This window comes from Romboutsia sp. 1001285H_161024_C4 (genome assembly GCF_015550185.1).
Taxonomy (GTDB): Bacteria; Bacillota; Clostridia; order Peptostreptococcales; family Peptostreptococcaceae; genus Romboutsia_C; species Romboutsia_C hominis.
The window spans coordinates 77,796-91,491 of the sequence record NZ_JADNAJ010000007.1 but is presented as its reverse complement, the minus strand read 5'-3'; the positions used below and the strand labels follow the sequence as shown (position 1 = coordinate 91,491).

At 28.0% G+C, this 13,696-nt stretch carries 10 protein-coding genes and 5 tRNA genes; 13 read left to right on the top strand and 2 right to left on the bottom strand.

Going from position 1 to position 13,696, the window contains the following annotated elements; all coding sequences use genetic code 11:
* Positions 1-167 precede the first annotated feature (167 nt).
* From I1959_RS12015 to I1959_RS11980, 8 genes are all read left to right on the top strand, one after another.
* Positions 168-473 carry a hypothetical protein gene (locus I1959_RS12015; protein WP_166506163.1) on the top strand — a complete coding sequence of 102 codons (306 nt, stop codon included), beginning with the start codon at positions 168-170 and terminating at the stop codon, positions 471-473.
* Between the two features lie 78 nt (positions 474-551).
* Positions 552-1,841, top strand: coding sequence for an adenylosuccinate synthase (locus I1959_RS12010; RefSeq protein WP_092921651.1), 1,290 nt, complete (start codon positions 552-554; stop codon positions 1,839-1,841).
* A gap of 413 nt (positions 1,842-2,254) precedes the next feature.
* Positions 2,255-2,330, top strand: a tRNA-Lys gene (locus I1959_RS12005).
* Positions 2,331-2,350: 20 nt separating this feature from the next.
* A tRNA-Glu gene (locus tag I1959_RS12000) sits at positions 2,351-2,425 on the top strand.
* 4 nt (positions 2,426-2,429) lie between these two features.
* Positions 2,430-2,505, top strand: a tRNA-Val gene (locus I1959_RS11995).
* Between the two features lie 5 nt (positions 2,506-2,510).
* Positions 2,511-2,587, top strand: a tRNA-Asp gene (locus tag I1959_RS11990).
* Between the two features lie 15 nt (positions 2,588-2,602).
* Positions 2,603-2,677: transfer RNA gene (locus I1959_RS11985), tRNA-Thr, on the top strand.
* Between the two features lie 312 nt (positions 2,678-2,989).
* On the top strand, positions 2,990-4,669 hold the full coding sequence (locus tag I1959_RS11980; protein ID WP_195238413.1) for an MFS transporter: 1,680 nt from the start codon (positions 2,990-2,992) through the stop codon (positions 4,667-4,669).
* Positions 4,670-4,755: 86 nt separating this feature from the next.
* Here I1959_RS11980 and I1959_RS11975 read toward each other — a convergent pair whose 3' ends face one another.
* Complete coding sequence (locus tag I1959_RS11975; RefSeq protein WP_092921647.1) at positions 4,756-5,748, bottom strand: ATP-binding protein; 993 nt, start codon at positions 5,746-5,748, stop codon at positions 4,756-4,758.
* Positions 5,749-5,756: 8 nt separating this feature from the next.
* Complete coding sequence (locus I1959_RS11970; RefSeq protein ID WP_092921645.1) at positions 5,757-6,809, bottom strand: DnaD domain protein; 1,053 nt, start codon at positions 6,807-6,809, stop codon at positions 5,757-5,759.
* A 150-nt stretch (positions 6,810-6,959) separates the two neighbouring features.
* Between I1959_RS11970 and I1959_RS11965 the strand changes: the two genes are divergently transcribed.
* The 5 genes from I1959_RS11965 (at position 6,960) to I1959_RS11945 (ending at position 13,684) form a co-directional block, all read left to right on the top strand.
* The gene (locus I1959_RS11965) at positions 6,960-8,432 is read left to right on the top strand and encodes a M1 family metallopeptidase (RefSeq protein WP_176698620.1); all 1,473 of its coding nucleotides are present in this window, start codon (positions 6,960-6,962) and stop codon (positions 8,430-8,432) included.
* Positions 8,433-8,519: 87 nt separating this feature from the next.
* Positions 8,520-9,314 carry an MBL fold metallo-hydrolase gene (locus I1959_RS11960; protein ID WP_092921643.1) on the top strand — a complete coding sequence of 265 codons (795 nt, stop codon included), beginning with the start codon at positions 8,520-8,522 and terminating at the stop codon, positions 9,312-9,314.
* 46 nt (positions 9,315-9,360) lie between these two features.
* Complete coding sequence (gene rlmH / locus I1959_RS11955) at positions 9,361-9,840, top strand: 23S rRNA (pseudouridine(1915)-N(3))-methyltransferase RlmH (RefSeq protein ID WP_195238411.1); 480 nt, start codon at positions 9,361-9,363, stop codon at positions 9,838-9,840.
* 256 nt (positions 9,841-10,096) lie between these two features.
* Positions 10,097-12,148 (top strand): DUF262 domain-containing protein, encoded by a 2,052-nt coding sequence (locus tag I1959_RS11950; RefSeq protein ID WP_195238409.1) that lies wholly within the window; start codon positions 10,097-10,099, stop codon positions 12,146-12,148.
* Between the two features lie 219 nt (positions 12,149-12,367).
* Positions 12,368-13,684, top strand: a complete 1,317-nt coding sequence (locus tag I1959_RS11945) for a hypothetical protein (protein ID WP_195238407.1) — start codon at positions 12,368-12,370, stop codon at positions 13,682-13,684.
* Positions 13,685-13,696 lie beyond the last annotated feature (12 nt).

The window sequence follows — 13,696 nt, the reverse complement described above, 5'->3', positions numbered from 1 at the left end:
TAGGAAAAAAATCATAAGTGTTGAAAAATACAAAAAGACTTATCCACATTATCCACATGTAACCTGTTGATAAATGTGAATAAGTACAAAAAAAAGCAAGCTATTAGCTTGCTTTTATTGTTTACAACTTAATATTTATAAATACAAATTTTTTATGGGGGAAAAATGTGTTGCATATAAATGTATTATATATATATCCAAAAATAATAGAAATAAACAAAGAAATAAATTTATTTAGAATAATTGATAATAATATAAAGGAGACATTAGTATTTTACTGCAAAAAAGGATCTAATTATAAGATTATGATGATGGATACAATGTCTGGAGAAAATAAAGAAATTTTAGGTGTATCTAAAATAGAAGAAGTAGGAACATTTATAAAAAATATAGAAGAATCAGAAGGAATAATAAAGAGTTTAAATAGCTTAGAAGATATAAAAAAATACATATTAAACTCAAAGTGTAAATAAAAAAGTTTGAAAATGTATCGAATGTTTGATAAAATGTATTGGTAAAGTGTTCGAAAATCTATAGTAGAGGTGAGTTATATGAAAACAGTAGCGATTGTAGGATCTCAATGGGGAGACGAAGGAAAAGGTAAAGTTATAGATTACCTTGCTACACAAGCAGATGTAGTAGTAAGAGGACAAGGTGGAAATAATGCCGGACATACATTAGTTGTAGATGGCAAAAAATTCGCTTTACGTCTAATACCATCTGGAGTATTAAATCCTAACACTATAAATGTAATAGGAAATGGTATAGTGTTTGATCCAAAAGGATTTTTAGAAGAGATAGAGACTTTAAATAAAGAAAATATAGATACTAGCAACATAAAAGTAAGTGATAGAGCCCATGTTGTATTACCATATCACAAGGAATTAGATGCACTAGCAGAAGAAGCTAGAGGAGATAACAAAATAGGGACTACAAAAAAAGGTATAGGACCTTGTTACATGGATAAAACTGAGAGATCAGGAATAAGAATATGTGACTTAATGGATAAAGACATATTTGCTAAGAAATTAAAAGCACAAATAGATGCTAAGAATAAATTAGTTCAAGGTGTATACGGAAAAGAAGCAATGTTTGACTTTGAAACTATATACAATGAGTATTTAGGATATGCAGAGCAAATAAGAAAAAATGTTGCAGATACTTCAGTTGTAGTATATGATGCTATAAAAGCTGGTAAAAAAGTATTATTCGAAGGTGCACAAGGAACATTATTAGACTTAGACTTAGGTACTTACCCATACGTTACATCTTCTCATCCAACATCAGGAGGATTCTCTATAGGAGCAGGTATTGGACCAAACATGATAAAAGATGTTGTAGGTATAGTAAAAGCATATACTACAAGAGTTGGAGAAGGACCATTTGTTACTGAATTAGATAATGAAATAGGAGAAAGAATAAGAATCCAAGGTCATGAGTTTGGTACAGTAACAGGAAGATCTAGAAGATGTGGATGGTTTGATGCTGTAATAGTTAAATATGCTGCAAGAGTAAACGGATTAACTAGTATATCATTCATGTTATTAGATGTTTTAAGTGGATTCGAAAAAATAAATATATGTACAGGATACAAAATGGGAGACAAGATAATAACAGATTTCCCAGCATCATTAGAAGATTTAGCTAAGTGCGAACCTGTATATGAAGAATTAGATGGATGGAATGAAGATTTAACAACTATAGAAAGATACGAAGATCTTCCAGAAAATGCTAAGAAATATATAGATAGAATAGAAGAAATAGTTGGAGTTAACATAGATATGGTTTCAGTAGGACCAAACAGAGCTCAAACTATAATAAGAAGAAATATATTTGCTTAATATATATAAGTGTAGTGGATTATATCCACTACACTTTTTTATATATAAAAATTAAAATATATAAAATTAAGTTAGAGATAAATATATTTTTATTTATACTTATAAAAATATATTCTACAAAAAGTTTTACTGAATAAAAAACAATTAGAATACTTACTTATAAATTAATATTTATACCCTAATTTAAGAAAAATATAGATTAGATAATTGGTAAAAATCTAAAATTAAGTATTTTTTAATAAAAAATTAATTTATGAACCCCTGTTATTTACTAAGGTTGAGAGAAAAATAAACAAAAAAGTAAAAAAATATAAAAAAATGTAAAAAAAGTGTTGACGAAAGTGTATGAACCTAATATAATAATATTTGTGAGTGAGAGAAACACGAACAAGCCGAAAGGCAAAAAAGGAAATGACCCATTAGCTCAGTCGGTAGAGCACCTGACTTTTAATCAGGGTGTCCCGCGTTCGAGTCGCGGATGGGTCACCATTTTAATTTTTACTCAGCACGGCCCATTGGTCAAGCGGTCAAGACACCGCCCTTTCACGGCGGTAACAGGGGTTCGATTCCCCTATGGGTCACCATTTTGGGACTATAGCTCAGCTGGGAGAGCACCTGCCTTACAAGCAGGGGGTCACAGGTTCGAGCCCTGTTAGTCCCACCAATTGCGGCCTGGTAGTTCAGCTGGTTAGAATGCCAGCCTGTCACGCTGGAGGTCGAGGGTTCGAGTCCCTTCCAGGTCGCCAATTTAAATATTATATGCTGGTGTGGCTCAACGGTAGAGCAGCTGACTTGTAATCAGCAGGTTGTAGGTTCGATTCCTATCACCAGCTCCAATCAAACTCTTAGATTTTATCTAAGAGTTTTTTATTGTGTAAATATAATTTTAATTAATATATGAATAAATATCCTCTATAAGGGTATATAGGATAGTATTGGCTAAAATTAAATTTTTCCAATATTAGTAGGTAATGTAAGGGGAAATATAAAATTTCTTATATCATAAAATTGTAGTTATTTTAATATGGAATATTTATATATAGAATATTAAACTTTAAAATAGTTATAATTAAAATTTTTAAATAGAATATGAAGCAATAACTCTTACATTATAAGCATTTATAATTATGAATAGGAGTGAGTTTTTCATGAGTGAAGCATTAAAAAAGAAGAGTACAAGCATCGCTATGTTAGTATTTTTACTTGGAATTTTTATGGGGGCTATGGACTCTGGAATAGTATCACCAGCAAGAAATGTAATAGCTAGTGGACTTGGAATATCAGAATCAGCTAGCGTGTGGATGATAACCATATATACTTTAGCATATGCTGTATCTATGCCAATAACAGGTAAGTTAGCAGATACATATGGTAGAAAAAAGGTATATATGATTTGTGTTACATTATTTGCCACAGGTTCTTTACTTTGTGGAATATCAGATATAGTAGGGAGCTATGGATTTTTACTAACTTCAAGAGTTATCGAAGCAATAGGTGGCGGAGGTATAATGCCAATAGCCACAGCATATATAGGCTCATCTTTCCCTGAAGAAAAAAGAGGGTCAGCACTTGGATTAGTTGGAGGAATATATGGAATAGCAACTGTTCTTGGACCAACGCTAGGAAGTTTTATACTTTCTGTGGCTGGAGATGGTAAATGGGGATATTTATTTTTAATAAATGTACCTATAAGCATTATTATAATAGGAGCAGCGTTAAAACTAGAAGAAAATAAAAAAGACTCAGATATTAAAAAAATGGACATTTGGGGGTCTTTAATATTAAGTATTTTAATTGCATCATTAATGTATGCTTTAACAAATCTTAAATTCTATGATTTTGGAAATTCAATTAAGACATTAGATGTTTGGCCATATTTATTAATATCTATAATAATGGTTCCAATATTTATATATATAGAAAAAAGAGCAGAAGACCCTGTCTTAAACTTAAGTTTCTTTACTAATAAGCAAATAGCATTAACTTTATTTATAAGTCTTATAGTGGGATGTGGACTTATGAGTACTGTATTTTTACCACAATTTGCTGAAAATGTATTAAAATTAAAAAGAGGTAGTGGTGGTTATATAGTAACTTTATTTGCTGTATTTACTGGTATATCAGCTCCACTTGGTGGTAAGTTTATAGATAAATTTGGTGTTAAGAGATTATTATTACTAGGATTTTTAGCTAATATATTCGGTGTATTATATCAGGCAGTTATAACTGCAAATCATCCCAATTTCACAAACTTAACTATAGGATTAGTATTTATGGGCATAGGTATGGGATTTACCATGGGAACACCTGTAAATTATTTAATGATGAGTTTAGTTAAACCAGAAGAAATATCAATGGGGCAATCAACAGTTTCATTACTTCGCTCTATAGGTGTAGCTATATCACCTAACTTACTGATAAACTTCGTATCAGATGCAGGCAGAAATGTACCAGGTGCAATAGAAAAAGTAATGCCACATATACAAGGGATAACAGGAGGTGCATTAGGAAGTAGTACAGCATCAGCAGATATGATGAATAAATTACAAAATGCAGATGTTACTAATATATTTGAAACAGTTAAATCTTTTATGATGTCTATGCTCAATGGTATACAACATGCTATGTCAGTAAATCCTAATATGGATTTTGCAGCATTAAAAAGTAATTACTTAACAAGTTTAGATAAAGCTAAACCAGCCATAGAAAATGCGTATCAATACACTATGAATCAAGGTTATGCTCACTTATTTATAGGTGTAGCTGTTATATCATTACTTGGTTTAATTGCATCTTTATTTATAAAAAGCAAAAAGAAATCTAAATAGTAATTATAAAAAATTCTATAATAAAATGATCAGAATTAACTATAAATAATACTAAAATAGGAGAAAAATATTATAATATTTTTCTCCTATTTATATCTTTCCCATCTTAAATCATTACCAACAAACTTTATAAGCCTAAACTTATCTAATATTCTAGATAAAGTTCTTTGAGTATAAGTTTTTCCTATTTGATTAGGTGATAAGTTTGTAGAGATTATTATCTTTTTACCAGATACCAATCGAGTATTAACTATATTAAAAATTTCACCACTTGTAAATGAATTATTTAGTTCAGTTCCAAGATCATCTATTATCAATAAATCACAATCGAATAGATTTTTATAATTTTCATTAGCCATTTTATTATTAGGATCTCTTCTAAACTTATAGTCTTCAATAATTTCTAGGATTTTAAAAGATGTTTGATATATAACTACATATCCTCTATCTAATAAATCTTTGGCAATACAGTTAGACATATAAGTTTTTCCCAATCCAGTAGAACCATAGAAAAGTAAATTTTCACCATTATCTTTATCGAAATCTAATACGAATTTTTCACAAATAGAGAATATATCAAGCATGTTTTCTCTAGGTGATATACCAGCACCTTCAGGTCTTACAGGTGAAAATATATCAAAATTGAAATTGGCAAAATTCTCTTTACTTAAAACTCTATCTAAATTAGACATTTTGTAAGCTTCATTGATTATTTCCTGCTTAAAACAACTACATTTTTCACCATTTGGTGTAAAACCAGTATCTTTACAGTAATTACAATCATACTTCATCTCTAAATAATTTTCAGGTATACCATGAGTTTTTAGAAGAAGAGATTTTCTAGCTTTTAGAGTATCCATTTGTTCTTTAGATTCCTTTACTATTTTTTCTCTTGAATTAGGGTCAAGTAAAACAGCTTTAGCTAGTTTAAGACCAATTTTACTAATCTCATCTTCTATATGCTGAATTTCTGGTATTCGAGTATAAAGTTCTTTTTTTCTCTTTTCTAAGTCAAGTTCATCTGCATCTCTTTTTTGCTCGTACTTTAGCAGGATCTCTCTTATTTTACTTTCGTTCATCTAATCACCTACCTAAATTTTTCCTTCTGACTTTTTTCGATAATTCTATCTAATTCCTCTGGACTATACTGAGTGAATGTCTCATTAAAGTTATGGAACTTAGTCTTTTTATAATTTTCGGAAGTTTTATTAGAGGAAAATTTACCAACATTTTCTTTTAATTTTCTTGATTCTTCTTGTATCTTTAAATCTTGAAGATTTTTTATGCTTTTATTATTCCAACTTTTAATAACACCATCAATGTATGTTATAGAAGGATTAGAAATATTTTTGGACTTAGAACAAGCTTCAAGAATTAATTCAATATCCATATTAAATTGATCTAACCATATATCCATAGTTTCTTTTTCAGACCTAGAAGGCTGTCTAAAGAATCCTAATTCATTAAATATAGTTTTGTATATCGTATATCTTTCACTTCTAGCATTAAAACTAACCTTAACATCATCAGGAGTATATAAGTTGCTATCATACCAGTTTCTAATTATACTCTCAATATATTTAACAGGCTTGGAAGAACCAGTTCTTTCTTTTACATTTTCATAAGCATAAACAATCATATCTGGATTCATATTGTATTTATTCATTATATCTAAAATACTAATTTTTTCACCTGGGTCAAGATGTCTGCCTACAATTTGATTTATAGAGTTAAACATCTTTCTAATGCTTGGGTTTTCAGCAACAGAAACGATAGAGTCTGTATTTGATTTAATAGATTTAGTATTAACAGTGGTATTTTCTATATACTGTTTCTTTAAATCTAAAAACTCAACAGAATAATCAAATTCATCAAGGCCTTCGTTTTTGTGCATTTTAATTATATTTTTGCTTTCCCAAAACTTCCATGCTGATAACACATCTGAAAGAGGGATATTTAAGTCTTTTGCAATAGAATTATTGTTAAACTTAGGATTAGAACTTGGGTCACAAGCATTTTTATATCCAAGGAGATAAACTTTAACGTATAACCCGTCCGCCATAGGCATAAATATATCTATAAAGATATTTGGAATGGATGTATCACCTAAGTCAACCTCATTAGGTTCTTTAAAAAACATTTTATCACCTCGCTTTAAATTATATCATAAAAATGTGATATTAAATGTAGCCTACATAATTATCAAGAAGAATTATATCATAAAAAGCTATATAAATTTATCTTGCAAAAAAACTTTTAAATTATTCATGTAAAACAGGGGGGAGAAGATTTGATAATAAACTTTACTAAAAGAGTAAGAAAGCTATTATCAGTAGGAATAATAGCATTAGTTTTAGTAGCCAGTGGAGGAGTATATTTTTACAATGATAAAAAAGGAATACCTTCAGCTAACCTAGCAAATGAAAAAGAGATTAATAGATATACAATAGATGTAGTCTTCGATGATGAAAGTAAACGTTTAATGTGTAACCAAAATATAGAGTATGTAAATAATACAAAAAGCACTTTAGACAAATTATATTTTCATATATATCCAAATGCCTTTTCAAAGAGTGAATTTGCACCTTTTGAAAAATCTGAAATGAAACAAGCATATCCAAATGGATTTAATGAAGGATATATAGATTTAAAAAACATACTAAATAATGGTAAAAAATTGGCCTATAAGGTAAGTGGTGATAAGAATGATATACTAGAGGTTGAATTAAAAAATCCAATTAAGCCAGGAAATAAAGTATCTATAGATATGAAATACAATGTTAAAATACCTAATTCACAAGGTAGATTTGGGTATGGAGAAAACACAGTAAATGTAGCCAATTGGTTTCCAATAGCTAGTGTCAATGATGCCAACGGATGGAATTTAAATAGTTATGAAACAGTAGGTGATCCATTTTATAGTGATACAAGCGACTTCTATTTAAAGATACTTTTGCCTAAAAAGTATAAAATGGGATGCACAGGGAAGGTAGTAAAGGAGACATCTGATAGTGATAAGACTCTTTATGAAGTAGAAGCAAGACAAGTTAGAGATTTCGCTTTTATTTTAAGTGATAAGTTTCACGTTGATAGTGATAAATATAATGAAGTGAATATTAATACATATAATTTAAATGAAGAATTATCTAAGGATGCTACATATATCGCAAAGAGCTCTATGGAGATATTTAGTGAATTATTTGGGAAATATCCATATGATACATACTCTGTAATAGCAAGCGACTTTTTTATAGGAGGGATGGAATACCCAACTTTAATAATGATAGATCAAAGCTTGTACAATAAGAGAGATAAGTTTTTATTAGAATATGTAATTGCACACGAGACAGCGCACCAATGGTGGTATTCAGTGGTTGGAAATAATGAAATAAGTGAACCTTGGCTAGATGAAGCACTAACAGAGTATTCCACAATATTATACTTTGAAAAAAAATATGGAGATAAACTAGCTAAAAAATTAATAGATAATATGGAGTTACAGGCCAAAAGCTATCGTAGTGAAGATATATTTAAACCAGTAACAGGGTATTCAAACTCAATTGAATATAGTTTAAATGTGTATACTAAAGGGGCTTTAGCTTTCCATGAAGTAAGAAAAGAAGTGGGAGATAAGGTATTTTTTGATACTTTAAAGGAATATTACTCTACATATATGCACAAAAATGTAAGTAGTGCAGAGTTTGTAAAGTTATGGAATGATAAAGGTGTAGATATAGATAAAATTATAAAAGAATACAAGTAAATTTTAACTCAAGCATTAAATAATTATTTAATGCTTGAGTTTTTTGGTATAATATAATCTATGACAATGAGAAGACGAGGTGAATAAATGCTAAAATACTGTTCAATAGGAAGTGGAAGTAGCGGAAATTGCCATTATATAGAGTATAAAGATACAGGAATATTAGTAGATGCAGGTCTTAGTGGAAAGAGAATAACAACAGGACTTGATGATATAGGAATAAACATGGAAAAAATAAAAGGAATATTCATAACTCATGAACATTCAGACCATATAAAAGGTGCAGGGATAATGTCTAGAAAATATAATATACCTATATTTGCAAATGTAAAAACATGGTGTGCTATGAAAGATAAATTAGGAAATATAGAAAGTAATAATATGAAGGTATTTGAAAATGATAAAACTTACTCTTTAGGAGATGTGGTAATAAGACCATTTTCAATACCACACGATGCATCGGACGCAGTAGGATACAACTTCTACACAGGGAATGATAAGATGTCTATAGCTACAGATATAGGATATATAGATGACAATATAAGAAGACATTTATATAAATCAAAATTAGTAATATTAGAATCAAATTATGACCCTAATATGCTTATGATGGGGTCTTACCCATACTCATTAAAAAAGAGGGTGATGTCAGAGGAAGGGCATTTATCAAATGAAGATGCAGCTAAATTCTGTGTTGAGCTTATAAATAACGGAACGGAAAGAATATTATTAGCTCATTTAAGTAAAGAAAATAACTTCCCAGAACTAGCATATGAGACATCTAAGAGTATACTTACTCAAAATGATATAATAGTTGGACAAGATGTTAAGTTAGATGTTTTATTAAGAGAAGAAGTTTCAGATATATACAAAGTTAAATAAAGAGGATTTATTAAGACATAAATAGAGCGGATAAAGGAGAATTCTTATGAATATAACGGTTATTAGCGTAGGTAAATTAAAAGAAAAGTATTTAAAATTAGGAATAGAAGAATTTTCAAAAAGATTATCTAAGTATTGTAAACTAGATTTAATAGAATTAGATGATGAAAAATGTCCAGAAAACTTAAGCCCAAAGGATATGTTAATAGTTAAAGAAAAGGAAGGTAAAAAAATTCTAAGTAAAATAAAGAGTAATAGTTATGTTATCGCTCTTGCTATTGATGGAAAGAATTTATCTTCTGAAGAATTAGCAGATACTATGAGCAAGCTAGCTGTTAGAGGGAATAGTCATATAACTTTTGTTATAGGAGGTTCTTTAGGGCTTTGTGACGAAGTATTGAAGAGAGCTGATTATAAGTTATCTTTCTCTAAGATGACTTTTCCACATCAACTTATGAGACTTATACTTTTAGAGCAAGTTTATAGAGCGTTTAGAATAGATAATAATGAACCGTATCACAAATAAGGGATAACAATTTAAGTTATAAAAGTAAGCACTTCTAAATATATTAAATATTTTTAGGAGTGTTTATTTTTTATGAAATTATATTGTGAATAAAATATAAAAAATTACGACATATACTACTATGTATTTGCGAAAAACATAGTAATATTTGGAATTGCGAAAATGATATATATTTTTCTATACCGAAAAGATATAATTGTTTGTATAACACCGAAAGGATATAATGAATTTTATAAAGCTGAAAGGAAACATTTAAATGGAATCACAACAAATAGAATTTATTAAATTAATCAATTATCCAAATTCTCAATTTTATATACCTGTATATCAGCGAAAATATAGTTGGACTGTTATTCAATGTAAAAAATTATATGATGATATAGTTAGGTTAAAGAAAAATAGCAAAAGTAAGCACTTTTTAGGAACTGTTATTTATAAAAAAGATAATTTAATTGGAACAGATGTAAGCACTTTAGAAATTGTAGATTCTCAACAAAGATTGACAACAACATCAATATTTTTAAAAGCTTTAGCCGATTATGACAAGGAAATACATAATGGTGAGGAAACAGATTTTTACAGAAAAATATATAATCAGGCATTGATTAATCCATATACAAAATCAATAACTAAAACAAAATTAACACTTTCCCAAACAGATAGAGAAGTATACAATGATTTAATTAATAATAGGGAAATTAAAGATTCAAACCATTTAATCAATATAAATTACAAATATTTTTACAATAGATTAAAAGAAGAAAGAGTTAATTGCGATGAAATATACACTTTAATGAACAGATTAATGATTATAGAGTTATCATTAGGAGAAAATGATGATGCTCAAGAAACATTTGAAAGTGTAAATTCTACAGGGTTAGGTATGGAAAGTGCTGATTTTATTAGAAACTATATCTTTTTAAATCTACCAATAAGATTACAAGAAGAAATTTATTATAATTATTGGAGTAAAATAGAAGGTTTATTTGATAACGACTCTAAATCTTTAACAGAATTTCTAAGAAATTATTTATCTATAAAGTCAAAGGAAATAATAAAAGAAACAGATGTATATGAAAAATTCAAGGATAAATTTAATAAAGAAGATTTAGTTATTATTAATTCTGAATTAGATGATATGTTAAAATATGCGAAAGCATATAAAGATATAATATGTGAAAATTTTGAGGATGATGATATAAGAAAGTATATATCTGACTTTAATAAAATTGATATAAATCCATTTAAAATAATATTAATTAAGTTAATAATAGATTATAAGTCTAAAAAACTATCTAAGTCAGATTTAATAGATATATTTAAGATAATACTTAGTTATACGATTAGAAGATTCTTTCAAGGTCAACCAACCAATGTTTATAATAAGTTATCTATAGCTTTAATAAGCCAGATAAGAGAAAAAGACTATAAACATTCAGTAGAGAGATTTTTATTAACAAGACAAGGTAATACTAAATTTATTAAGGATAATGAATTTTTACAAGGGTTTATAAGCCAGCCGCTATACAAAAAAAATAAAAATATAAGAAATTATGTAATATATGAGTTAGAAAATTATAATCAAAATGAAAAATTAAATATAGAGGCTAGTGAACTTACAATCGAACATATATTACCTCAAAACAAAAAGTTATCAAAAGAATGGATATCAGAACTAGGAGAAAACTGGAAAGAAATTCAAGATAAGTATGGTCATAGTATAGGTAATTTAACAATTACAGGATATAACTCAAGGATGAGTGATAAAGTATTTTGTGAAAAAAGGGATATGAAGAATGGATTTAAAGAATGTCCAGCAAGGTTAAATGATGGATTAAGAGAATTAGATCATTGGAATGAAGAAGCTATTATAAATAGAGCTAATGATTTATTTAGCAAAGCAAAAGAAATTTGGGATTACCCTATTACTGATATAGAGGTAGGCAATAGCTCTGCATTAACAATTAATGATAATTGGGTAAATAAAAAAATCAATAAAGTCATATTTAAAGAAAAGGAAAAAGACGTATCTAGTGTTACAGATGTATATAAATTTTTAATAGAATGTTTTTATTTAGAAAATCCAACTGAGTTTATTAGCGTATTAAACGAAACTGGATTTGGTGGAAAATCATTTGTTTCATATGAAAGTGAATCACTTAAACATCATTATTTTGAATTAAAAAATACTGGTATATATATTGGAACTAAATATAATTCTCAAATGAAAAATGAATATTTAAAGAGACTAATATTGCTTTTAAACATAAATGAAGAAGATATTGAAATTTTTGAAGTTAAAAATTAATATAATTATAAGAAAAGAGTTAATTTAATGATTTAGATTTGATTTATAAAAATCTATGTATATATAATTACAAAAAACGTGCTCCGTAGAGTACGGTACGGAGAACCGTATCACAAGTAAGTGATACGGTCTTTTTATTTGATAATTTAAAGGGAAATTAGTATTTTTGTCGAATATTTACTTATTAAAAGGCATTAATTAAATAATTTGGAGGAATATATGACAGCAGAAATTGGAATTTTAAATAGACAAGGTGTTGCTCTTGCAGCTGATAGTGCCGTAACATTTGGAGGAAGTGAAAATCCTAAAATATTAAATTCGGCAAATAAGTTATTTAACTTAGTAAAAGGTATGCCAATAGGAATTATGGTATATGGAAATGGATCATTTATGGGCTTACCATGGGAGGTTGTGATAGAAGAATATAGAAAACATATATCTCTATCAGATATTAAATTTGATACTCTTGAAGAAGCATCAAATAGTTTTATAAATTTTTTAGGAAATCCAAATAAGTTTTATAGGAATACTAATAGTGAAGCAATAATATATAATAATATGATGGTAGCTGTAAAAGAAATAACAGAAATAGCTGGAAATGAAATTTATAATATATTTGTGGATAGACATCCAACAGTTAAAGAATCAGATGATATATTTATAGAGGTCTTAAATAGAATCGTAGAAGATTCTAAAAATAGGGAATTTGTAGAAGGATTCAGTGAAGACGATATAGAATACATTAAATCACAAAGTGAAAGTGTTGTGAGAAACATAAGTGATAGGCTAGTTGTAAAATTAGATGAAGAAAATATAGAGAAATTAAAAATATTAGCAGGAAATTTAATTTGTAAAGATATATGGTTAAATCAAACAGGAATAGTTATAGCAGGATATGGAGAATCTGATTTATTACCAGTGTTACAAGAGTTTTATACTGAAGGTATAATTAATGGAAAATTAAAATATAAATTAAATAAGGTAAGTGAAATATACCAAGATGATATAGACGGACATCCAACAGCAGAAATTGTTCCATTTGCACAACAAGAAATGGTATACTCAATACTAACAGGAATAGATCAAAATCTAGAGATGTTCTTAATGCAAAATTTAGAAAATAGTTATTCTGAAATAATGAGCTATATAATTAATATGCTACAAGAAAATGGAATATCATTACTAAACAAAGAGAATAATAAAATGGAAAATGGAGTTTATATAGATAGTATTGCAGAATACCTGATTAATAATTTAAATGAATTAAAATCTAATATTACTAATAAACAAAGGGAAAAGTTTATAAATCCGATATTAGATATGGTATCATTGCTTCCCAAAGAAGAGTTAGCTATAATGGCTGAAACATTGGTGAATATAACATCTTTTAAAAGAAAATTTACATTTGATGCAGAAACAGTTGGTGGACCAATAGATGTAGCTATAATTTCTAAAAGTGACGGGTTTATATGGATTAAGAGAAAGCATTATTTTAGCAAAGAACTAAATCACTCATATTTTAATATAAATAAATAAGGAGGCATTAGT

What these genes read in the sequence shown, in the direction of transcription:
- I1959_RS12010 (WP_092921651.1), top strand. Translation starts at nt 552, where the DNA reads ATGAAAACAGTAGCGATTGTAGGATCTCAATGGGGAGACGAAGGAAAA.
- I1959_RS11980 (WP_195238413.1), top strand. Translation starts at nt 2,990, where the DNA reads ATGAGTGAAGCATTAAAAAAGAAGAGTACAAGCATCGCTATGTTAGTA.
- I1959_RS11975 (WP_092921647.1), bottom strand. Translation starts at nt 5,748, where the DNA reads ATGAACGAAAGTAAAATAAGAGAGATCCTGCTAAAGTACGAGCAAAAA.
- I1959_RS11970 (WP_092921645.1), bottom strand. Translation starts at nt 6,809, where the DNA reads ATGTTTTTTAAAGAACCTAATGAGGTTGACTTAGGTGATACATCCATT.
- I1959_RS11960 (WP_092921643.1), top strand. Translation starts at nt 8,520, where the DNA reads ATGCTAAAATACTGTTCAATAGGAAGTGGAAGTAGCGGAAATTGCCAT.
- rlmH (WP_195238411.1), top strand. Translation starts at nt 9,361, where the DNA reads ATGAATATAACGGTTATTAGCGTAGGTAAATTAAAAGAAAAGTATTTA.
- I1959_RS11950 (WP_195238409.1), top strand. Translation starts at nt 10,097, where the DNA reads ATGGAATCACAACAAATAGAATTTATTAAATTAATCAATTATCCAAAT.
- I1959_RS11945 (WP_195238407.1), top strand. Translation starts at nt 12,368, where the DNA reads ATGACAGCAGAAATTGGAATTTTAAATAGACAAGGTGTTGCTCTTGCA.